18 protein-coding genes are annotated in these 20691 nt (G+C 72.4%); 8 read left to right on the top strand and 10 right to left on the bottom strand.

The genetic code is table 11. The annotated features are described in order from the left end of the window. Positions 1 to 215: 215 nt before the first annotated feature. The 3 genes from E1298_RS07365 to E1298_RS07355 all read right to left on the bottom strand — a co-directional run bounded on the left by E1298_RS07365 (position 216) and on the right by E1298_RS07355 (position 3420). The gene (locus E1298_RS07365) at positions 216 to 833 is read right to left on the bottom strand and encodes a TetR/AcrR family transcriptional regulator (RefSeq protein WP_131890271.1); all 618 of its coding nucleotides are present in this window, start codon (positions 831 to 833) and stop codon (positions 216 to 218) included. A gap of 75 nt (positions 834 to 908) precedes the next feature. After that, positions 909 to 2135, bottom strand: a complete 1227-nt coding sequence (locus E1298_RS07360) for a cytochrome P450 (protein ID WP_131890269.1) — start codon at positions 2133 to 2135, stop codon at positions 909 to 911. Positions 2136 to 2196: 61 nt separating this feature from the next. Next, positions 2197 to 3420, bottom strand: coding sequence for a cytochrome P450 (locus E1298_RS07355; RefSeq protein ID WP_131890267.1), 1224 nt, complete (start codon positions 3418 to 3420; stop codon positions 2197 to 2199). A gap of 264 nt (positions 3421 to 3684) precedes the next feature. On the opposite strand from E1298_RS07355, the gene E1298_RS07350 reads away from it, so the two are divergent. From E1298_RS07350 to E1298_RS07340, 3 genes are all read left to right on the top strand, one after another. After that, positions 3685 to 5145, top strand: a complete 1461-nt coding sequence (locus tag E1298_RS07350) for a prenyltransferase/squalene oxidase repeat-containing protein (RefSeq protein ID WP_165975350.1) — start codon at positions 3685 to 3687, stop codon at positions 5143 to 5145. Between the two features lie 261 nt (positions 5146 to 5406). Then, positions 5407 to 6540 (top strand): SDR family oxidoreductase, encoded by a 1134-nt coding sequence (locus E1298_RS07345; protein ID WP_131890263.1) that lies wholly within the window; start codon positions 5407 to 5409, stop codon positions 6538 to 6540. Between the two features lie 29 nt (positions 6541 to 6569). Beyond that, positions 6570 to 7799 (top strand): type III PLP-dependent enzyme, encoded by a 1230-nt coding sequence (locus tag E1298_RS07340; protein WP_131890261.1) that lies wholly within the window; start codon positions 6570 to 6572, stop codon positions 7797 to 7799. Here the strand turns inward: E1298_RS07340 and E1298_RS07335 are convergent. After that, on the bottom strand, positions 7753 to 9642 hold the full coding sequence (locus tag E1298_RS07335) for an IucA/IucC family protein (protein WP_131890259.1): 1890 nt from the start codon (positions 9640 to 9642) through the stop codon (positions 7753 to 7755). The genes E1298_RS07340 and E1298_RS07335 overlap by 47 nt on opposite strands. A 150-nt stretch (positions 9643 to 9792) precedes the next feature. Further along, positions 9793 to 10551 carry an IclR family transcriptional regulator gene (locus E1298_RS07330; protein ID WP_131890257.1) on the bottom strand — a complete coding sequence of 253 codons (759 nt, stop codon included), beginning with the start codon at positions 10549 to 10551 and terminating at the stop codon, positions 9793 to 9795. A 102-nt stretch (positions 10552 to 10653) separates the two neighbouring features. On the opposite strand from E1298_RS07330, the gene E1298_RS47865 reads away from it, so the two are divergent. The 3 genes from E1298_RS47865 to dmpG are packed head-to-tail and all read left to right on the top strand — an operon-like array spanning position 10654 to position 12730. After that, complete coding sequence (locus tag E1298_RS47865) at positions 10654 to 10800, top strand: hypothetical protein (protein WP_165975349.1); 147 nt, start codon at positions 10654 to 10656, stop codon at positions 10798 to 10800. Then, on the top strand, positions 10788 to 11684 hold the full coding sequence (locus E1298_RS07325; protein ID WP_131890255.1) for an acetaldehyde dehydrogenase (acetylating): 897 nt from the start codon (positions 10788 to 10790) through the stop codon (positions 11682 to 11684). Before E1298_RS47865 ends, E1298_RS07325 begins: the two co-directional genes overlap by 13 nt. Beyond that, entirely contained in the window at positions 11681 to 12730 is a 1050-nt protein-coding gene (dmpG, locus tag E1298_RS07320) for a 4-hydroxy-2-oxovalerate aldolase (RefSeq protein WP_243725430.1), read from the top strand. Before E1298_RS07325 ends, dmpG begins: the two co-directional genes overlap by 4 nt. Positions 12731 to 12772: 42 nt before the next feature. Here dmpG and E1298_RS07315 read toward each other — a convergent pair whose 3' ends face one another. Genes E1298_RS07315 through E1298_RS07305 form a run of 3 tightly spaced genes read right to left on the bottom strand, consistent with a single transcriptional unit; the run spans position 12773 to position 16808 of the window. Then, entirely contained in the window at positions 12773 to 14404 is a 1632-nt protein-coding gene (locus E1298_RS07315; RefSeq protein ID WP_131890253.1) for a phospholipase C, read from the bottom strand. A gap of 26 nt (positions 14405 to 14430) precedes the next feature. Next, complete coding sequence (locus E1298_RS07310) at positions 14431 to 15654, bottom strand: Dyp-type peroxidase (RefSeq protein WP_131890251.1); 1224 nt, start codon at positions 15652 to 15654, stop codon at positions 14431 to 14433. Then, positions 15651 to 16808 (bottom strand): EfeM/EfeO family lipoprotein, encoded by a 1158-nt coding sequence (locus E1298_RS07305; RefSeq protein WP_131890249.1) that lies wholly within the window; start codon positions 16806 to 16808, stop codon positions 15651 to 15653. The genes E1298_RS07310 and E1298_RS07305 overlap by 4 nt, the downstream gene beginning before the upstream one ends. Positions 16809 to 16991: 183 nt before the next feature. Here E1298_RS07305 and E1298_RS07300 point away from each other — a divergent pair, with 183 nt between their 5' ends. Next, on the top strand, positions 16992 to 17609 hold the full coding sequence (locus E1298_RS07300) for a CBS domain-containing protein (protein ID WP_131890247.1): 618 nt from the start codon (positions 16992 to 16994) through the stop codon (positions 17607 to 17609). Between the two features lie 58 nt (positions 17610 to 17667). On the opposite strand, the gene E1298_RS07295 is transcribed toward E1298_RS07300, so the two are convergent. Then, positions 17668 to 18150 (bottom strand): VOC family protein, encoded by a 483-nt coding sequence (locus E1298_RS07295; RefSeq protein WP_131890245.1) that lies wholly within the window; start codon positions 18148 to 18150, stop codon positions 17668 to 17670. A 285-nt stretch (positions 18151 to 18435) separates the two neighbouring features. On the opposite strand from E1298_RS07295, the gene E1298_RS07290 reads away from it, so the two are divergent. Then, positions 18436 to 19653: a cytochrome P450 family protein gene (locus E1298_RS07290; protein WP_131890243.1), complete on the top strand. Its 1218-nt coding sequence runs from the start codon at positions 18436 to 18438 to the stop codon at positions 19651 to 19653. 24 nt (positions 19654 to 19677) lie between these two features. Here the strand turns inward: E1298_RS07290 and E1298_RS07285 are convergent, their stop codons facing one another. Further along, positions 19678 to 20688: a cytochrome d ubiquinol oxidase subunit II gene (locus E1298_RS07285; RefSeq protein WP_131890241.1), complete on the bottom strand. Its 1011-nt coding sequence runs from the start codon at positions 20686 to 20688 to the stop codon at positions 19678 to 19680. Positions 20689 to 20691 lie beyond the last annotated feature (3 nt).

Raw genomic sequence — 20691 nt, 5'->3', positions numbered from 1 at the left:
TTCACTTTGAGTCCGCGAGTCCGGCCCGATCGACCCTGCCTGCGGGAGTGTGCCGGTACAGTCAGCACCACCATCGTGAATCCGCCCTGACCAGAGGGGGTAAAGCCCTTTGACTCCCCCTCTTCGGGGGGAGGGAAGTCAAATGTTAATGCTCATCGAACGAAATTCACATTGACGCCTTGCCGCGATCGTCCTGAGAACCGGGAGGGGCGGCGTCAGCTCTGCGGGGCGTTGGAGCGGGGGGCCAGCAGGAGGCGGCAGGCGAGCCGGATGTCGCCCTCCACGTCGGCCATGGACGCGCGTCCGTTCAGGCTCGCCTGGAGCACCCCGTACCAGCACTGCATCAGCAGCCGGACGAGCGTGACGTCCTGCGCGGTGGGCACCTCGATCCCGACGGCCCGCAGGACGATCTCGCGGAGGGCGCGGTCGATGCGGGCCGTGTCGGCGACGGTCGCGACGTTGGCGGTGTTCGACGCCTGGAGCATGGAGGCCGACAGGACGGGCTGGGCCATCAGCTGGCGGCTCGCCCGCACGAGCAGATCGGCGACCGCGTCCTCGGGGGCGGTGCCGGGCGCGGGCCGGGAGATGCTCTCCTGGAAGCGGTCGACCTGCGCCGCCATCACGGCGGTGAACAGGTGGATCTTGGACGGGAAGTACCGGTACAGCGTGCCGATCGCGACACCGGCGGCCTTGGCGACCTCGTGCATCTGGACGCGCTCCAGGCTCTTCTCGCCGCCGATCCGCGCCGCCGCCCGCAGGATGCGCCGGCGGCGGTCGTGCTGCTCGGGCGAGCTGGGCTCGGCCGACAGCCGCGCCGCCGCGATCCTCGCCACGCGTTCACTCCCGTTCTCGTCCGGTGCTGGCACGACAATACATAGCCGCAGAGCCGGGGATGCGCGGGACCGCGGTCACCAGCCGGAGACGGGGAGTTCCAGGGGGTCGTTGCTGAGGATCCCCTCGCGCCACCGGATGTCCTTCTCGGCGATCGCCAGACGCAGGTCAGGGAAGCGCTGGGCCAGGCCGCTGAAGATGACCCGGAGTTCCGTGCGGGCGAGGGCCGCGCCGATGCAGTGGTTGCTGCCCCAGCCGAAGGTCAGGTGCTGGGCGATCCCTGGTCGTTCGAGATCGACGACCTCCGGCTCGCGCCAGAAGCGCGGATCGTGGTTGGCCGAGTCCAGCGCGACCAGCACGATGCTGCCGGCGGGAATGGGCGTCCCGGACAGTTCGGCGTCATCGACGGCGAGCCGTGGCAGCGCGGTGTCGCTGGGCGAGGTGTAGCGCAGCATCTCGTCCACGGCCTTCTCCAGGATGGACGGGTCCACGGCCAGCCGCGCGTACAGCCGCCGGTCGCGCAACAAGACCGGCAGGGCGCGGCCGACGGTGACCCCGACCGAATGGAAGCCGGCGACTGCGAGCCGAATGGCCAGCACGACCAGTTTCTCTACGGGAACCGTATGCGCGGGCCCGAGCCGGCCGAGCGCCTGCGCGAACATGTCCTGGCCGCCCGCCTGTAGCTTGGCCTCGACCAGGTCCTTGAAGTAGGCGGCGAGTTCGGCCTGGGCGCGCCGGGCGTGCTCGTCCGGGGACCAGTACAGCTGGGCGGGTGCCCGTTCGAGCAACCAGGGCCGGTCCTTTTCGGGGATGCCGAGCAGTTCGCAGATCACCGCCGCCGGAACGGCGCGCGCCAAGAGCGCCATCAGGTCGGCGGGGGGAGGCGACGCCGCGAGCTCGTCCAGCCGCTGCCGCGTGATCCGTTCGATCGCGGGGCGCATGGCGTGCACGCTGCGCGGTGACAGGAAGCGGGTCACGAGGTCGTGGGGAATGGTATGCCCGGCTCCTTGTCGATCGGCCGATTCGCGGAGCGGGGGCGGGGCGTCGGGCTGAAGGTTGATCATCTCCGCGGAGCTGGTCGCCGAGAGGGGGGCACGGCTGAACGCGGGGCTGTCCAGAACGGTCCGCGCGTCGGCGTAACGGGTCACCAGGAAGGCCGGCGCCCCGGTGGGAAGGGTGATGGAGGCGACCGGCATCTCCTCACGCAGCCGTGCGTGCAGGCTCGGCTGCTCGATCGCGGACGCCCGGGGAAGGGGGTGGGCCGGACAGCCCGCGCCCACCTCCGGACCGGAATGTTCACTCATCGTCCCTCCTCCCGTTCGTAAAAGCACTGACGGTGGTGGTGACGTGCCGCGGACGGTCCTCTCAGAAGGCGCAGGGCAGGGCTTTGATCCCGTTGGTGATAATGCCTCCTTCCCGGTCCGGTTCCGCGGTCGCGTGCAGGCCCGGCAGCCGTGTGAGGAGTTCGCGAAGCATCGTCGTCATCTCGTGGCGGGCCAGATGGGAGCCAAGACAGAAGTGCGGCCCCGGAGCACCGAACCCGAAATGGGGGTTGGGGGCGCGAGTAATGTCGAACGTGTGCGGGTCCTTGAAAACGTCTTCGTCCCGGTTGGCCGAGTTGTAGTAGAGGACGACCTTTTCACCGGCACGATAGGTGTGCTCGAATAAAGTATGGTCACGGGTGAGGGTGCGGCGCATCCAGGTCACCGGCGTGGCATATCGCAGGACCTCTTCCACCGCGCCCGGCAGATGCCTGTCCAGGTCGGAGAGCAGAAGCGACTTCTGGTCGGGATGGGCCGTGAAGAGGACGAGGGCATGGGACAGCGCGTGGCGGGTCGTCTCATTGCCGGCCACCGCCAGGAGCGAGAAGAAGCGCCCCAGCTCACGCTCGGTCAGGGCCTCGCCGTCCACATTGGCATGCAGCAGGGCGCTCACCAGGTCGTCGGAGGGGCGTTCGCGCCTGAGCCGTCCCAGGTCGGCCATGAGCTCGTGCAGGTAGGTGAACGATTCGGTGAGCACGGTCTCCCGGCCTTCGCCGTCCGGGCCCAAGGAGTCGAGATCGCCCCGCCCCAGCGTGAGGATGGCGTTGGTCGCCGCGACGACGTCGTCGTACGCCGACTCCGGGACGCCCATCATCGAGCAGATGATCTGCAACGGCATCGGTGTGGCGACGTGGGCGGTGAAGTCGCACGGCCCCCGGCGCACCAGTTCGTCCACGATATGAGCGGCGAGTGCGGCCACGTCGTCAGCGATCTTGTTGACCCTGCGCGGGGTGAAGGAGCGGGAGACGATCCGGCGCAGCCGGGCATGGCGCGGGTCGTCCATACTGATCATCGAGCCGGAGAACTCGCGGATCGGGGGAGCGGGATCGACCAGGCTGCTCGACGTGGGTTCCGAACTGAACACCTTTGGATTCCTGGCCGCCCCGGCGACCTGCTCATATCTCGTCAGCGCGTAGAACCCGGGACCGCCCGGGCGCGGGCAGAACACCGGCTCCCGCGCCACACGCAGTTTCTCGAACAGCACGTCGCGTTCGGCTTGTGGTCGCGCCCAGAACTCCAAGCTCGCCAGATCACGTTCAACAAGCATTTCCTTGGCGCTCCCGCCGAGGGTCACCGCTCATTCTCACGTTAACTCTGCTCCTCCCGGGGGTCAATGCGGGCTGGAGCCCGGCCTCACCTTTCCCGTCTATTCCAAGAGCACCGCCACACCATTCCCGTACCGCAGGCAGACCAGTACCGGAGAACACTGATGCGCCCTCTCTCTGCTCCCCCGTCCGCGTGGCATCGTCGCCTCTTTCCAGCGGAACTTCCCCAGGCCACGGCTCGCCTGCGTGACCGGATCCTGGACCTGGTGGACGACGGCGGCGCGGTGCGCGACCTGTGCCGCAGCCGGGCCTTGGAGACGGCTCTGGCGCTGCGCCTACTGCAGCAGACCGGCCAGCGACCGGACCGGCAAGAGCCCTGCATCCGCTTCCTGCGGTCGCGGCACAGCGGCGACCCGGTCGACGGCATGCTCGCGCGCGTCGCGCTCAGCGACGTCGCCGGCTCACCGGACGCACTCGCGGGATCTCTGCTGGACCGAGCGCCGGCCTTCACCAGAGAGCGAAAACACGCCCTCTTAGTGGCGCTCCTTTCCCTCTGGGACGGCAGCCTGGCGCAGCCGCCGGGGCCCGCCGACCTGACCGGGCTGCACAGTTGGGCCCGCGTTCAGGTCACCGCCGTCAAGGTGGTCCTGGCCATGACGGCCGGGTGCCCGCACCTCGTCGACGACGAGGACGTCCGACTGCTGTTGTCCACCCAGCGCGTCCCGGGCGTCTGGGAGGGCAACGTCTTCATTCACCTCTGGGTCCTGCACGCTCTCAAGCTGCTCCCGGGCACCGCGGACGTGATCGCCGAAGGGACGCGCAAGTTCCTGTCCCACCAGCGGCCCGACGGGGGCCTGCCGTTCGTCACCGACCTGGACACCTGGTGCACCGCCACCGCCGGAGTCGCGCTGTTCAGCGCCGGTGCGCCCGCCGCGGTCCTGCGGCCGCTGGCCGGACATCTGGCCGCCCGGCAGCAGCCGGCCGGCGGCTGGTCCTACACCGACCTGTCCGACCAGACCGACGTCGACAACACCTCGGTCGCCGTGGAGTTCCTCCACCTGCTCGACGCCGTCCACTACGCCGGCCCGATCCGGCGCGGCACCAGCTCACTGCTCAGTGTGCGCGGAACTGACGGGGGCTTCCCCACCTACATCGCCATGGCTCCCGCGGAGCCCTATGCGACGGCCGCCGTCCTCGACGCTCTCACCCTGGACATCGGCGCCCACGAGGAGACCATCCGCGCCGGGCTGGCGTTCCTCGCCGAGCAGCAGCGCGGGGACGGCTCCTTCCCACCCGACTGGAGTTCCAGCCGTCTGCACACGCTGTTCCGGGTACTGCTGGCCTCAAGCCGCGTTCCCCGTTCGCTGACCGGACCCGCCCGGCGGATGCGCCGCCGCGCACTTGATCTCATCCTCGGCTCCCAGGAGCCCGACGGCGGCTGGGGCGGCCAGGACCGTGCCCCGAGCGACCCGATCAGCACGGCGTACGCACTGATCGCCCTGTGCTGCCAGGACGATCCCGCGCCGGCGGTTCGAGGGGTCACGTATCTGCTCAGCCGGCAAAGGTCCGATGGCCGGATCGAGTACGAGCCCGACTCCATCGGTCCCCGCCCGTTCATTTTCTCCCTCCCCGCCCTCGGCGACATTTTCGCGTTGCTGGCCCTCGGCCATCTCACCACCCGGATATCTAAATGTAGCGCGAAGGCCGGAGAATCTACTGACTCTTAGCAATGGTCTTTACTCGGCGGGTTATGGGAACGGGGTCACCGCATCGACGGGTTCCTGGAGGATCCTGATGAAACCCCCCGCCATCCCTGCGGAACTTAGTCCGCTCCACCTTGTGATCGCCGCTCTCACGGCCGAAGCGGCGACCGCCGTGCCGCCGGGTGCCGCCCGTACGGCTGCGGAGACCGCTGCGGCATCCGTCCACGCTGACGCGGTCGGTGAGCGGTCCGGTCGCGATTATTCGCGCGGTGCCCGGGAAGAAGGATGACCGTTCATCTGGTAACGGGCGCGACCGGTTTTGTCGGCGGCGCCCTGGTCCTGGAGCTGCTGGATCGCACGGACGACGAGGTGATCGCGCTGGTGCGGGGCCGCGACCAGGCCGAGGCGGCGGCCAGGCTGCGGACGGCGCTGCCGGCGATGGCGCGGGGCTACGCCCGGACCGACCTGGCCGAGCCGATCGCCTCCCGGGTCGCGGCCGTCTGCGGCGACATCACCGAGCCCGGCTGCGGCGTGGACACCGCACGGGCGCCGCGCGCCACCCAGGTCTGGCACACCGCGGCCTCGCTCCGGTACGAGGAGCGGCACCGGTCCGAGATCGAACGCCACAACGTCGACGGCACTCGCCACGTTCTGGACCTCGCGCGCGGCGCGCGGGCCGAGGTGTTCAACCAGATCAGCACCGCGTACGTGACCGGCGCACGCACCGGGCTCATGCTGGAGGCGCCGGTCACCGACCTCACGCGGGCCAACAACTGCTATGAGGAGACGAAGATCCTCGGGGAGCGGATGGTTGCGGCCGCCGGCCGGGACATGAGGGTCCGCATCCTGCGTCCGGGTGTCGTCATCGGCCACAGTCGCACCGGACATGGCCTCAACTGGTCCGGCATGTACGGGTTCCTGCGGTCCTTGCAGCTCCTCCGCGAGGCCGGCCGGCGCAGGTTCGGGGTCGATCCCGACGGGCTGCGACTGCGCTTCCGGGCCGAACGCGACATCGAGATCAACCTGGTCCCCATCGACCATGTCGCCCGGCTGGCCGTCTCCATCGCGACCTCTGACAGTCCCGGGACCTACTTCCATCTCACCAACGCCACGGCCCCCACCGTCGGCGAAACGCTGACGGCCGTCACCGCCCTCCTGGGCTTCGGCGATCCGATCTGGAGCACCGACACCAGCCGCTTCACCCCGCTGGAGCTCGCCATCGACAGCGAAGTGGGCTTCTACCGCGCCTACCTCAACCACGGCAAGCGGTTCGACCTCACCAACACCCGGGCCGTGGACGCCCGCGCCGACCGCGGCGTCCCCCTCCCCCGGCATGAACTGACCCGCTACCTGCGCTACTACCTGACGGCGCGGCGCAACCAGCCCGGGGCGAGCTGGCGACTGCCCCTGGCCGGCTGAGCGACCCGCTCCCCGGGGACGGCAGTCCTATGGTGGCCAGTGGCATTCCCCACCACGTCCGTGCGGCCGTCCGGGCCGCGGCGGCCGGTTCGCATCGTGGCGGGGCCGCGCTGAGCGCCTATTTCTACGATGTGGACGAGCTGACCGCGCGGGCGCGGTCGATGCGCGCGGTGCTCCCGGATGCGGTCGAGATCTTCTACGCGGTCAAGGCCAATTCGCATCCGGCCGTGCTGGGTGCCCTGGTTCCGCGGGTGACCGGGTTCGAGATCGCCTCGGGCGGGGAGCTGGACAAGGTCCGCGCGGTCGCCCCTGGCGTTCCGTTGATCCTGAACGGTCCGGGCAAGTCGGACGCGGAGATCGCACGTTTCCTGCGCGTCGCCGGCGGAGACCTGATCAATGCCGAGAGCGTGCACGATCTGCACCGGATCGACTGGTTCGCCGGTCGCGCAGGGGTGCGGGCCCAGGTCCTGATCCGGGTGAACCGGGGGGACGCGCGGGTCGCCGGGAGCCATCGGATGGCCGGGGCCGCCACCCAGTTCGGGATCGACCCCGCCGATCTCGACGAGGCGGTCGGACGGGCGCGGCGGCTGCGCGGCATCGCCGTACGGGGGCTGCATCTGCATTCGGTTTCCAACTGCACCGACGCCGCCGCGTATCTGGATTTCGTCGGCGGCTGCATGCGGTTCGCGAGGGAGCTGGAGGCCCGGTACGGCCTGCCGCTCCCGGTGCTGGACGTCGGCGGCGGGTTCGGCGTCGACTACTCCGGCGGAGCGGCGGGTTTCGACCTCCGGCTCCTCGCCGAGGGCCTCCGGAAGCCGCCGCCGACCCGGGTCATCCTCGAACCCGGCCGGTTCCTGGCCGCGCCCTGCGGCTATTACGCCGCGGAGGTGCTCGACCTCAAGCGCTCCCACGGGGTCGCGTTCGCGGTGGTGCGCGGTGGCACGCACCATTTCCGGCTCCCGGCCGCCTGGCGGCACAGCCATCCGTTCGCCGTGGTGCCGATCGAGGATTGGCCGCACCCGTATCCGCGCCCGATCCTGACGGACGCGGCGCTCACCGTCGCCGGCGAGCTGTGCACGCCCAACGACGTCCTGGCCCGCGATTCCCGGGTCGACCGGATCCGAGCCGGTGACGTGCTGGTCTTCCCGCTGGCCGGGGCCTACGCGTGGGAGATCTCCCACCACGACTTCCTCAGCCACCCCCATCCGGAGATCATCGTCGTCTCCCGGCCGCCCGGGGTGCGGGGCCGCCCGGCCTGACCGGGTTGGGCGCCGCCACCGGGCGCCAGCCGAGCTGCCGGCCGGTCAGCCGCATGCGGAGCAGCGGCTTGAGCGGCCACGGGGAGCGCAGCAGCGCGTCGGCGTCGGCGAGCGACCGCTCGTCGCGGGCGCCGTGTGCGATCCGGCGGAAGGAGTCCTGTGCCACGCCCCGGACCAGGCCCCACAGCGTGCGCTCCGGGCGACCGCCCGCGGCCGCGACGGCCGGCACCAGCTCGCCCAGATGGTGAACGAACAACGCGAAGCAGAGATGGGCGCGCAGCATCGCGGGGTCGGGGACGTACAGCTCGGAGTCGGGGACCAGATCGACCGCGTACCCCTGGTGGCCGAGCCGCGGCTCCAGTATGCCGATGCCGCCGAGGTCGCGGACCATGGCCCGGTGCGGCATCGCGTCCCGCAGGACGAGCACGGTGTTCTGCGGATGAGCCTCCATCGCTATTCCGTACCGGGTCAGCAGGGTGAGGGCCGGTGGGACGATCAGCTCCAGGTATCGGCGGAGCCAGCGCGCGGCCGCCCGGGCCCGGCTCGTCCCGTTCGCGAGCTCGGTGATCAGGTCGTCGATGACGGGCCGTCCGGTCAGCGGCGAGCGGGCGAGCAGCGCCGCGGCCGGAAGCGCCACCTCGCCCGGTTCCAGCAGCGTCTCCGGGTCCTCCCGCAGGATCACGCCGACGGACCGGCGGCGGGCGGCGTCAGCGGGGCCCGGCGTTTCCGGCGGCACTAGGCAGGCCGCGGCCAGTTCCCGGGAGAGGGCCAGACCCTCGACCAGGGGGTCATGCTCGGCGATGTCGAGGAGGAGCCGCGAGAGCCGGGGGCCGTTGTGCGCCGCCGGGAAGGAGACCCCGCGCACCGCACTGGTGATCTGTACTTCGAGGGCCGTCTTGACGTGCAGCCGTGCCCGGGAGCCGGGCTCGCCGACCGCCAGCGTCCGGGTGGACATCAGCGACCGCGCCGGCAGCGCCGCCGACAGGGGGACCACCCGCCGGTCGGACAGCGCGTCGGGGTGCAGTGCCGGCACCGCGTGGTCCAGCTGGTGCGGGTGGATCGGAAGCAGCGCGTAGCGACCCGGATCGTCACCGGACGCCGCCAGCTCGGCCCGGCCCGCCGCGACCGCCGCCGGGAAGGCGGCCGCGAGCACCTGCTGCACCGCGAGCGGGCCGGCGGCGGTGTCCGAGGGGTCGGCGCCGTCGCGCCCGTCCGCGCCGGAAGCGGCCGCGGTGGCCAGCGCGACGAGCGGCAGCCGGAACTCGGCACCGAACTCGGGCGCGTACCGCCGAACGTCGTCCACGGACATCCCGATCCTGCTCCGGGCCATCGGATGCAGCGGATGCCCGTCCACGGCCATCTGCTCGAACCCGGCCAGCACCGCTCCCGGAGGCAGGCGCTCGACCAGTGCGGTGAACGGTCGCGCCCCGTCCCAGCCACCGCCCGTGCGCAGCGCGTCCGCCCGCCTCGCCGCGCCGTCCAGCGCCATGGCGTAGCCCTGTACGCTCGCCGCGATCTCGGTACCGGCCCGCTCCCAGTCCAGGCCGTCGCGCGGCAGCAGGCCCAGCCGGGCCAGCTCCTCCAGCAAGCGGATCGGATCCGTGATCGGTTCGTCTCCGCAAGGCCCGGTGCGGGAGACGATCGGGCCATCGACCGCCAGCCGCCCGGCGGAGTTGACCTGCCGCACGGGGAGCCGCAGCCCGCTCGCCCCGCAGCCGGACGGGTCCAGCAAGTTCTCTCGCAGCAGCGCCGAGACGAGCCGGTCGAGGATCCCGGCACGCGCCGCCGACCAGGCCCCCCGCGAAGCACCGTCGGTAAGAAGAGGTTCCCGGTGCGTGTCCAACTCCCGTCCCCGATTCCACTCATGCCCGGCCCACTTCGCTCAGTATACAAACAATGACACTCTGTGAGGGGGTAAGAGAAGAAGGCACTACCGTGAGGGTCTTCTTCCCGGCGCGCGCCCGGACGGCTTCGTCCCGCACCCCGCCGCCGGTCAGGCGGGAGTCTGGCGGGCGTTCTCGCGGAGCGTCCGGGACAGGGTGAGGGCGGCGGTGTGGACGGCCGGGGCCACGGCGGCCAGGTGCATCCGGGTCGGGCGGCCGGACACCGACAGGGCGCCCAGCGCCTCGCCGTCCGGGCCGAGGACGGGGCTGGCGGCGCAGACGATGCCGTGGCCGGACTCCTCCCGGTCGTAGGCGACGCCCTCCTCCCGGATCCGGGCGAGCTCCCTGGCCAGCAGACCCGGCGCGACGACGCTGCGGTCGCTCGCCCGCACCAGGCCCGCGGCGAGGACGGCGCGCACCACCGGCGGCGGGGAGAAGGCCAGGATCGCCTTGCCCACGCCGGTCACGTGCGCGGGCAGCCGCCCGCCGACCTGGGACGGCATCGGCGGGCCGCCGGGCGTGCCCAGGATCTCGACGTAGACCACCTCGGCGCCCTCCAGCACCGCCAGATGGACGGTCTGCCGGGTCGCCTCCCGGAGATCGGACATGTAGGGCACGGCCGCGTCGCGCAGTACCCGCTGCCGCGGGACCCGCTGGCCGATCTCGAACAGCTTCAGCCCGAGCCGGACCCGCCGGCCCTGCCGCTCCAGCAGCCCCGCCTCGACCAGGTCGAGGGCGATCCGGTGCGCCGTGGACTTCGGCAGGCCGCTGCGGCGCGCCAGCTCGGCGGCGCCCAGGCCGTCGTCGTCCGCCCGGAAGGCGGTCAGCACCGCGACGGCGCGGCGCAGGAAGGTGTCGTCGGACGGCATGACCCCACTGTAGGAGACGCGTCCCGCCAGGTGGGACGCGTTCGTTGCCCCCGGCGGCCGCGCGGGCGAGGCTCGGTCCGCGCAGACAACGAGAGGAAGACCATGGACCCGGGTTCCGTGGAGAAGGCCGCGAGCGCACTGCTCGACGCGTACGCGAGCGGCACTCCCATCACTCCCTTGACGACGACGTTCGCCGGGACGGGCTCCGTGCCCGCCCCGTTCGGAAGGGAGGCATCGTGGGCAGGCTGAGCGCCGCCATCGTCGGTCCCGGGAACATCGGCACCGACCTGCTGGTCAAGCTGCTGCGCAGCGAGCTGATCGACGTCCACTCGATGGTCGGGGTGGACCCCGCCTCCGACGGCCTGGACCGCGCCCGCAGGATGGGCGTCCCCGCCTCGGCGGACGGCGTGGACTGGCTGCTGGACCAGCCCGTCCTGCCCGACCTGGTGTTCGAGGCCACCTCGGCCAAGGCGCACCTGGCCAACGCCCCGCGCTACGAGGCCGCGGGCATCGCCGCCGTGGACCTCACGCCCGCCGCCACCGGGCCGTTCGTGTGCCCGCCGGTGAACCTGGACACGCTGTCGGACGCCCCGAACCTCAACATGATCACGTGCGGGGGGCAGGCGACGATCCCGATCGTGCACGCCGTCTCGTCCGTCGTCCCGGTGCCCTACGCCGAGATCATCGCGTCGATCGCGTCCCGCTCGGCCGGTCCGGGCACGCGGGCCAACATCGACGAGTTCACCCAGACCACGGCCCGCGCCATCGAGCGGGTCGGCGGCGCCGCGCGGGGCAAGGCGATCATCATCCTGAACCCGGTGACCCCGCCGATGATCATGCGGGACACCGTGTACTGCGCCATCCCGTCCGACGCGGACACGCGCGCCGTCGCCGAGTCGATCCGCAAGATGGTCGCCGAGGTCGCCGCCTACGTCCCCGGCTACACGCTGCGCGCCGAGCCGCAGTTCGACGGGCCCCGCGACCTCTGGAACGGGATGGCCCGCGTCGCGATCTTCCTGGAGGTCCGCGGCAACGGCGACCACCTGCCGCCCTGGGCCGGCAACCTCGACATCATGACCGCGGCCGCCGCCCGCGTGGGCGAGCAGCTGGCGCGCAGGAAGGCCACAGCATGAGCGAGCACGGCATGAGCCAACAAGCTCCAGCCAAGATCAGGATCACCGACTCCACGCTGCGGGACGGGAGCCATGCGATGGCGCACCGCTTCACCGAGGGGCAGGTGCGCGGCGTCGTGCACGCCCTGGACAGCGCCGGCGTGGAGGTCATCGAGGTCACCCACGGCGACGGCCTCGGCGGCTCGTCCTTCAACTACGGGTTCTCACTGGAGGACGACGTCAAGCTCGTCGCGGCGGCCGTGGACGAGGCCGAGCGCGCGAAGATCGCCGTCCTGCTGCTGCCCGGGCTCGGGACGGTGGAGGACCTGCGCATGGCCCACGGCGCCGGGGCGTCGGTCGCCCGCGTCGCCACCCACTGCACCGAGGCGGACGTGTCGCTCCAGCACTTCGCCGCCGCCCGCGACCTCGGGATGGAGACCGTCGGGTTCCTGATGCTCTCGCACCGGATCGGGCCGGAGGAGCTGGCGCGGCAGGCGCGGATCATGGTGGACGGCGGCGCGCAGTGCGTCTACGTCGTCGACTCCGCCGGGGCCCTCGTCCTCGGCGACGCGCAGGAGCGGATCAGCGCGCTGGTCAAGGAGATCGGGCACGAGGCGCAGGTGGGCTTCCACGGCCATCAGAACCTCTCGCTCGGCGTCGCGAACTCCGTCCTGGCCCAGCAGAACGGCGCCCTGCAGATCGACGGGGCGCTGTGCGCGCTCGGCGCCGGGGCTGGCAACTCCCCCACCGAGGTGCTGGTCGCGACGTTCGAGCGGCTCGGCGTCCCGACCGGCGTCGACGTCCAGGGGGCGCTGGCCGCCGCCGACGAGGTGGTCAAGCCGTTCCTGCACCGGCTGCCGTTCGCCGACCGGGGCGCGATCACGCAGGGCTACGCGGGTGTGTACTCCAGCTTCCTGCTGCACGCCGAGCGCGCCGCCGAGCGGTACGGAGTGCCCGCGCACGCGATCCTGCAGAAGGTCGGTGAGGCCGGCTACGTCGGCGGCCAGGAGGACATGATCATCGACGTGGCGCTCCAGCTCGCCGCCGAGCGCGACCGGGCGGGCTGAGCGCGCCCCAGGGGAGGCGGGTCCCCGCCTCCCCGGGCGCGGTCAGCGGGCCGGGGCGCCCGTCTTCGGATCGAGGAGGAGCCTGCCCGCGCGCGGGCGGCGCAGGTCCAGCAGCCCGTCCAGGCCGCCCGCCCGCGCGTCGAAGGACGTGCCGCCGATGCGGCCGAGTCCCCAGTTGTCCTCGATGAACCTCAGCACCGAGGTCTGCTCGGTGAAGCGGTGGTCGATGTGGTTGACCCGCGCGTACGGGGAGATCACCAGCAGCGGCAGGCGCTGGCTCGGGCCGCAGCGGTCCTGGTGGCCGCCCGCGGCGGGGACCTTGCCGCACTGCGGGGTGTCCACCGCCGCGTCCGACGAGCCGTTGAGGATGCGGGGCGCCCGGTGGTCGTACCAGCCGTCGGAGTCGTCGTAGGCGATCACGATCACGGTCGACTTCCACTCCCGCGACCTCTGGATGCTGTTGACGGACTCGGCGACGAAGCGCTGCTCGTCCAGCGGGTCGGAGTAGGCGGCGTGGCCGTCCTGGTAGGCGGGCGCCTTGAGGAAGCTGACCGCGGGCAGGCGGCCGCCCTTCAGCGCGGTGTCGAAGTCGGCCAGGTCGTACTGGTGGTTGGCCCGGTCGGTCCGGCCGATCGCGGCGGGCGAGGACGGCGGCAGGTGCTTCTCGTTGGCCGTGGACTTGTAGTACTGGAACGGCTGGTGGTGCGGGATGTAGTCGATGACCTGGTTCCCGCCGATGTTCTGGTGCGCCGCGCCGCAGACCGCGTAGCCGTTCTCCTTGCCGGTCGGGCGGAACCCGCCCTGGAACCAGCCCCAGGTGACCTTCTTCCGGTTGAGCAGGTCGCCGACGTTCGTGCCGGTCATCACCGCGAGGTTGTTGTGGGCGGTGTGGTTCTTGGCCGAGCAGTCGTCGAACGCCGGCTGCGGGTCGTTGATGACCGACCCGATCCCGTTCTTGTCCGGCGACTGGACGACCGAGGCGTCGGTGACCCTCTTGTGGGTGTACGGGTCGACGGCATAGGCGCCGTGGGTCTGCCCGGAGGCGAGGTTGAGCGCGCCCGGCGTGGACGGGCCGAAGATGGTGTCCCAGGAGTTGTCGCTCATCGCGTAGTGCTGGGCGTAGTTCCACAGCGCGGTGACGGTGTTGCCGTCGTAGTAGTCCATGACCAGGCCGGGCGCGCCGTACAGGATCGGCTGACCGGTGCACTTGTCGCGCTCGGTGAATTCGACGAACTTGTCCATCCGCCCGCCGTTCACGGCCTTCTGCTCGTTGGCGTACGAGTGGTCCTGGTCGCAGGTGAGCGCCTGCTCGTGTGCGAGGCGCTTCGGGTTGTACCGGTTGGGGTTGCGCTTGAGCAGCCGCTTGGTCAGCCCGTCGGCGCGGGGCGTGCGCCGGGACGGGGTGAACCACGTCCCGTCGGTGTTGGCGGCCTTCGGGTAGGTGCCGAAGTAGTGGTCGAACGAGATGTTCTCACCGAAGATCACGACGACGTGCTCGATCGGCGTCCGGGGCCGCGAGGACGTCCCGGACGCGGTGAGCGCCGTCCGGTCCCGTCCGGTGGGCTCCTTGCCGCCGTCGCCGCCGGACGCGCATCCCGGCACCGCCGCCAGGACCAGCGCCCCGGCCGCCGCCGCGGCCGCCGCCCGCCGCCTGGTCCGCTGCCGGTCGCCCATGCCGCCTCCCTGCCGTCCGTCCGACCTTAGGTGATCAAGCCGCGGCCGAGGAAGTCCGCCGCGCCCCGCACTCCCGGCAGCACCAGGAAGTACCCGCCGCCGAACGGGCTGACGTAGTCGGTCAGGGGCTCGCCCGCCAGCCGGTCCTGCACCGCCTCGAACTGCCGCCGGACGTCCCGCTGGTAGCAGGTGAAGATCAGGCCCATGTCGAGGTTCCCGGCCCCGTCCGTCTCCCGGTCGTAGTTGAAGCTGCGCCGCAGGATCCGCTCGCCGTCCGTCGCGGGCGTGCGGGGGTTGGCCAGCCGGATGTGGCTGGTCAGCGGGATCACCTTGCCGACCGGGTCCTCGGCGTAGCGGGGCTCGTCGGTCTCGCGGACGCCGTCCAGCGGCGCGCCGGTGTCGCGGGAGCGGCCGAACATCTGCTCCTGCTCGGGGAGCCCGACCCGGTCCCAGAACTCCACCAGCGTCCGGATCAGCCGGATCACCACGTACGAGCCGCCGGACGTCCCGCCGGGCCCGCCGAGCCACACCAGCCGGTCCATCGCGCGGGCGTCGGACGCGTCCGGGTTGGCGGTGCCGTCCTTGAAGCCCAGCAGGTTGCGGGGCGCGCCGTCCGGCCTCGGGGGCCCGGCGAAGCCGCCGATCCGCCACCGCACCTGGGCGGCGCCGCGCGTGTGGCGCGTGATGTCGCGCAGCGCGCGCAGGACCGTGTCCTCGTCGCCGGCCGACAGCTGGACGCTGAGGTCGCCGTGGCACCAGGCCGGGTCGAGCGCGTCATCGGGGAAAGTGCGCATCCGCGTGAGGCCCGCCGGCCTGCGGCCTGCCAGACCGTAGCGGCCGTCGAACAGCGAGGCGCCGACGCCCACGGTCACCAGCAGCCCCGCACCGGGTACGTCCGGGCCCAGCACACCCGAGTCGGCGGGCGGCGCGGCGATCCCCGCCTCGTCCGGCGCTCCCCCGGCCATCAGGGCGCGGGCGCGATCGGTGAGGGCGCGGAGCAGGTCGGTTAGCTCGCGGCGCCCGTCGGCGATGACGTCGAAGGACGCGACGACCGTCCGCCGCCGGGGCTCCTCCAGGACGCCCGCCTGGTGCTCGCCGTAGAACGACCGGCCCCGCGCCGTTCCGGCGGTGGCGGGCGAGGGGCCCGCGACGGCGGACGGGCCCGCCGCCAGACCGGCGGCCCCGGTCGCCCCGGCGGCGAGCGCGCCGCGCAGGAACGAGCGGCGGCCGGTCGCGCGCTTCCCGCTCACCGGGGAAGCCTCGGCTGCGCGACGGTGGCGACGGACGCGAGCAGTTCCACCAGCCGCCCCACCGTCCCGTTCAGCTTCTCGCGCCGCTCCCTCGGCAGCGCGTCCACCGACGATCGACCCCTCAGCTGGTCGTCCAGGCGGTCCAGCCAGGAGTCGGCCTCGGCGAGGGCGGGGAACCTCGGCCGCAGCACCGGGCGGAGCACGCCGAGCACCTCCCTGGTGCCCTCCAGGTTGGCCGCCGCCGTCCGCAGCGTGGTGCCGCTCCCCTGGTCGGCGGCGCCGGTGAGCTGGAAACGCAGGGTGTCCTCCAGGATCTCGTGTGCGCGCAGCGGCAGGTCGGCGGGATCCACGCGCGCGCCGTCGAACTCGCGGCGCAGGGCCCGGACGTCGCGGACGAGGCGGTCGGCCGGGCCTTCCAGCGCCGCCATCGCCTCGCCGTGCCACAGCCCGTGCTCCAGCCGGTGGAAGCCGGTGAAGCCCGCGTCCCGGACGCCCCGGGCCAGCCCGTCCGGCAGCCCGTTGATCGCGCCGTCGAGGTCGCCGAACGCGCCGTAGGCCGCGCCGAGCCGCTCGTAGGCCAGGTGGGCGGGCGTCCAGGCGGCCCGCGCCGCGTCCAGGTCCCCGGCGTGGACGGCGGCGCGCAGGGCGCCGGTCCTGGCGATGAGGCGGCCGAGGCCCGCCGTGACGTACCGGCCGTAGGCGTGCGCCGGGCCGTACAGGTCGTTCTCGCCGACCGGGAGGACGGCGGGACCGCCGCGTCCCGGGCCGCCGATCCGGACCGGCGGCCCGGTGACCGGGTCGCCCGCCCCGTCGTCGGCGCAGCGGAACGCGTACGCGCCCGCGCCGAGCCGCACCCGCATCGGCCGGACGGTCCCCGGGGCCAGACCCTCGATCTCGGCGAACACGGCGCCGCTCGCCGCGTCGACGAGCGTGACCTCCGCGACGGCGCTGCCGCCGTTGCGCACCAGGAGCGTCTGGGACCCCGCGTGCGGCCGCGTCCAGCCCGCGCCGCACCGTCCGATCGCCGCGTCGATCACGGGACGGCCCGCGACGCCCTCGGCACCCGGCGCGTGCCCGATGCCCCGCGCGGGCAGCCCGTCCCCGGCGGCGGCCAGCAGCAGCGCCGCGCCGACGATCACCAGTGGCACTCGCATGACGCCGACACTCTAGGACGCCCGGGGCGGCCGGCCCACCCGCGGGGCGCGGGGTGCGGAGGTTCCGGACACCGGGACCGCGCCTTTCCCGGGGGCGGATCACCGCCGCGTGGCGGCGGCCATGCTTACGATCGTCCGGGCGTGGGGACAGGTGGCAGGGAGGCGCGACCGAAGGAGAACTCCATGCTGGTCCGCGAGGCGATGACCTCTCCCGTCGTGACGATCCCGCCGTCGGCCACCGTGCGCCAGGCCATCCGCGTCCTGGACGAGCACGACATCACCGCGCTGCCCGTCGTGGAGGGCACCGGGCGGCTCGTCGGCATCGTCAGCGAGATGGACCTGCTGCGCGGCGAGTTCGACGCCGACCCCCGGGCGTTCGCCCGGCCGCTCCCCTCGTCCCGGACGCCGACGCCGCGCCGGGTCGCGGACGTCATGACGCGCGACGTCCGGACCGTCCGGCCGGGCGCCGACGTCGCCGAGCTGGCCGAGACGATGATGAGCACCCGGGTCAAGAGCGTCCCGGTGGTGGACGGCCACGACGTCGTGGGCATCGTCGGCCGCCGCGACCTCATCGCCGTCCTGGCGCGCGGCGACGCCCGCATCCGCGACGACGTCGTGACCGCCATCGCCGAGTACGGCCCGCCGGGCTCCGGCTGGGACGTCTCGGTCGACGGCGGTGTCGTGGAGCTGCGCGGCCGGGCCGACGCGTCCGCCCGGCGGATCGCCGGCATCCTCGCCCAGACGATCCCCGGCGTCACCCGCGTCTCGATCCACGGGCCGGACGCCGGCCGGGGCGGCTAGGGCGCTTCTTATGGATCTACGTTCTGTTGCGCGACGAACAAGACCCATAAGAAGCGCCCTACTCGCCGTCGTAGGCCCGCCGCAGCGCGGCGATGTCGAGCTTGACCATGGAGAGCATGGCCTTGGTGGCGCGCGCCGCCTTCTCCTGGTCGGGGTCGTGGGCCATCTCCAGGAACGCCTTGGGGACGACCTGCCAGGACACGCCGAACTTGTCCTTCAGCCAGCCGCACCGGGCCTCCTGGCCGCCGTCCTCAAGGAGGCGGGTCCAGTAGTGGTCGACCTCCTCCTGGTCGTCGCAGAGGATCTGGAACGAGATCGCCTCGGTGAAGGTGAACTCGGGGCCGCCGTTCAGCCCGACGAACCGCTGGCCGTTGATCTCGAACTCGACCGTCAGGACCGCCCCGGCGGGGCCTGGGCCTGCGTCGTTCGTGCGCAGGACGGCACCGAGCCGCGCGTTCTTGAAGATCGAGACGTAGTGGTGCGCCGCCTCCTCGGCCCGGCCGTCGAACCACAGGCACGTGGTGAATCCATCGGTGGTCATCGGTACCTCCCGCAGGGTGGGTGTGTTCGGTGGTACCGACCCGGCGCGTCCCCGAAACTCATCGGCCGCCGCCGCGCCACCCGGGGTCCTCTATTTTCGATATTGGCGGATGACTTCCCGGTCAGCCCATTATCGCGGCCGGGGACATTGGCGGGCGATCCACTAAATAGTGGTCAGGAAAGGTCAATCCATCCATTTGGTGACGTAGTCGGCGGGACCCCCGCGCCGTAGGTTGGCAGCGTCATCCTGCGCCGTTCCGTCCCGACCGAGTTGTGGAGAGCCTTAATGGACCACCCGTATGTCATTGACCCGTCCGGCAGCGATATCCAAGGCGAGGCGGCGAAGATCCGGGCACGCGGAACGGTCACGCCGGTGGAACTGCCCGGCGGTGTCGTCGCGTGGGCGGTGACCGGCCACGAACCGCTGAAACGGCTACTGGCCGATCCCCGCGTCTCCAAGGACCCCGACCTGCACTGGACGAAATGGATCGGCAACGAGGTCCCCGGCGACTGGCCGCTGGACTCGTGGGTGTCGGTGAGGAACATGTTCACCGCGTACGGCGAGGACCACCGGCGGCTGCGCTCGCTGGTCTCGCGGGCCTTCACCCCGCGCCGCACCGAGGCGCTGCGCCCCCGGATCGAGGAGATCACCCATGATCTGCTCGACCGTCTCGCCGCGCTGCCGCCGGGGCCGGCGGACCTGCGGGAGGGCTTCGCCTACCCGATCCCGATCGAGGTGATCTGCCGCCTGTTCGGCATCCCGGACGGCACGCGCCCGGCCCTGCGCCGCGTCGTCGACGGCGTGTTCAACACCGCGCTGGGCCCGGCGGACTCCGCCGCCAACCAGCGGGAGCTGTACGAGATCATGGAGGACCTCGTCGCCGCGAAGCGCGCCGCGCCGGGCGACGACCTGGCGAGCGTCCTCATCGCGGCCCGCGACGACGACGGCTCGCGGCTGAGCGAGCCGGAGCTGGTCGGCACGCTGATCCTGATGATCTCCGCCGGGCACGAGACGACGGTGAACCTGCTCGACCACGCCATCGCGGCCGTCCTCACCCATCCCGGGCAGCGCGCGCTCGTCCGCGCGGGGAGCGTGCCGTGGAGCGAGGTGATCGAGGAGGCGCTGCGCTGGCAGGCGCCCGTCGCGAACCTGCCGCTGCGGTACGCGGTGGAGGACATCGAGGTGGACGGCGTGACCATCGCGAAGGGCGAGGCGATCCTCGCGGGCTACGCGGCGGCCGGACGGGACCCGGCGCTGCACGGGGACGACGCGGACCGGTTCGACGCCACCCGTCCGGGCAAGGAGCACCTGGCGTTCGGGCACGGCGCGCACTTCTGCCTCGGCGCGCCGCTGGCCCGGCTGGAGGCGCGGGTCGCGCTGCCCGCGCTGTTCGAGCGGTTCCCCGACCTCGCCCTCGCGGTCGGCCCGGACGAGCTGCGGCCGGTGGAGTCGTTCATCTCCAACGGCCACCGCGCCCTCCCGGTCTTGCTGAGACCGGCCTGACCGAAAGACGCCCGAGCGCGGGTCTTACTCGCCGTGGTCGGCGAGGTGCTCGCGCTGGAACGTCGTGTACAGCCACCAGAGGGACGGCAGGAGCAGGACGGCGCCGACCGCCAGGGAGCCCAGGCTCGCGGCCAGGACGGCGCGGGTCGCAGCCGCGTCGTCCAGGTCGACGCCCGGCAGCAGGTGGGGGTACTGGCCGAGGCCCCATCCCCACAGCAGTCCGAGGACGGCCAGCGCCGCCGTCGCGCGGACGGCGACGTAGGCGCGGCGCCACAGCAGCACCAGCGAGGCGAGCCCGGCCGCGATCGACACCACCAGCAGCGGCAGCGCGCGTCCGGAGGTCAGCTCGTCGAACAGGTGGGGCGCGTCGGCGCGCAGTACCAGCAGCCCGGCGGCCGACAGCACACCGACCGCCACGCCCGTGACGAGCGCGCGCCGCCGGAACTGCTCGCTCAGGTCCGTCTCGCCGCCGCGCTCGGCGTCGCGGGTGAGGTAGACCGCGGCGAGGTAGGCGGCCGTCCCGACCGCGAGGGCGCCGCTGACCGCCGAGGTCGGGTTCAGCCAGCTGGAGACGAGGTCGCCCTCCGCCACGCCGGGCGGGACGCGGCGCGAGGCGACCGCCCCGGCCACGGTCCCGAGGAAGAACGGCGTGACCAGCGAGGAGAACGCGAACGTGGCGCCGAACAGCCGCTGCTGCCACGGCTCCGTGCTGGCCTTGCGGAACGCGAACGCGGCGCCGCGCGCGATGATGCCGAGCGCCACCAGCGTCAGCGGGATGTAGAGGGTCGAGGCGATCGCGGCGAACACCGAAGGGACGCCCGTCCACGTGATGACGATGACGAAGATCAGCCAGACGTGGTTGGTCTCCCATACCGGGCCGATGGAGTGCTCCACCAGCGTCCGCTGCGGGCGCCCGCGCTCGGCGCCGCCGGCCAGCAGGTCCCACACGCCGCCGCCGAAGTCGGCGCCGCCGAACAGCACGTACGCGCTCAGGCCGACCCACAGGACGACCAGCATGATCTCGGCGAGCGGCACGGG

The sequence above is a fragment of the Actinomadura rubrisoli genome (assembly GCF_004349215.1).
Classification (GTDB): domain Bacteria; phylum Actinomycetota; class Actinomycetes; order Streptosporangiales; family Streptosporangiaceae; genus Spirillospora; species Spirillospora rubrisoli.
Note: the sequence above shows the minus strand (reverse complement) of the source record. Positions and strands in the feature narration are given on the sequence as shown.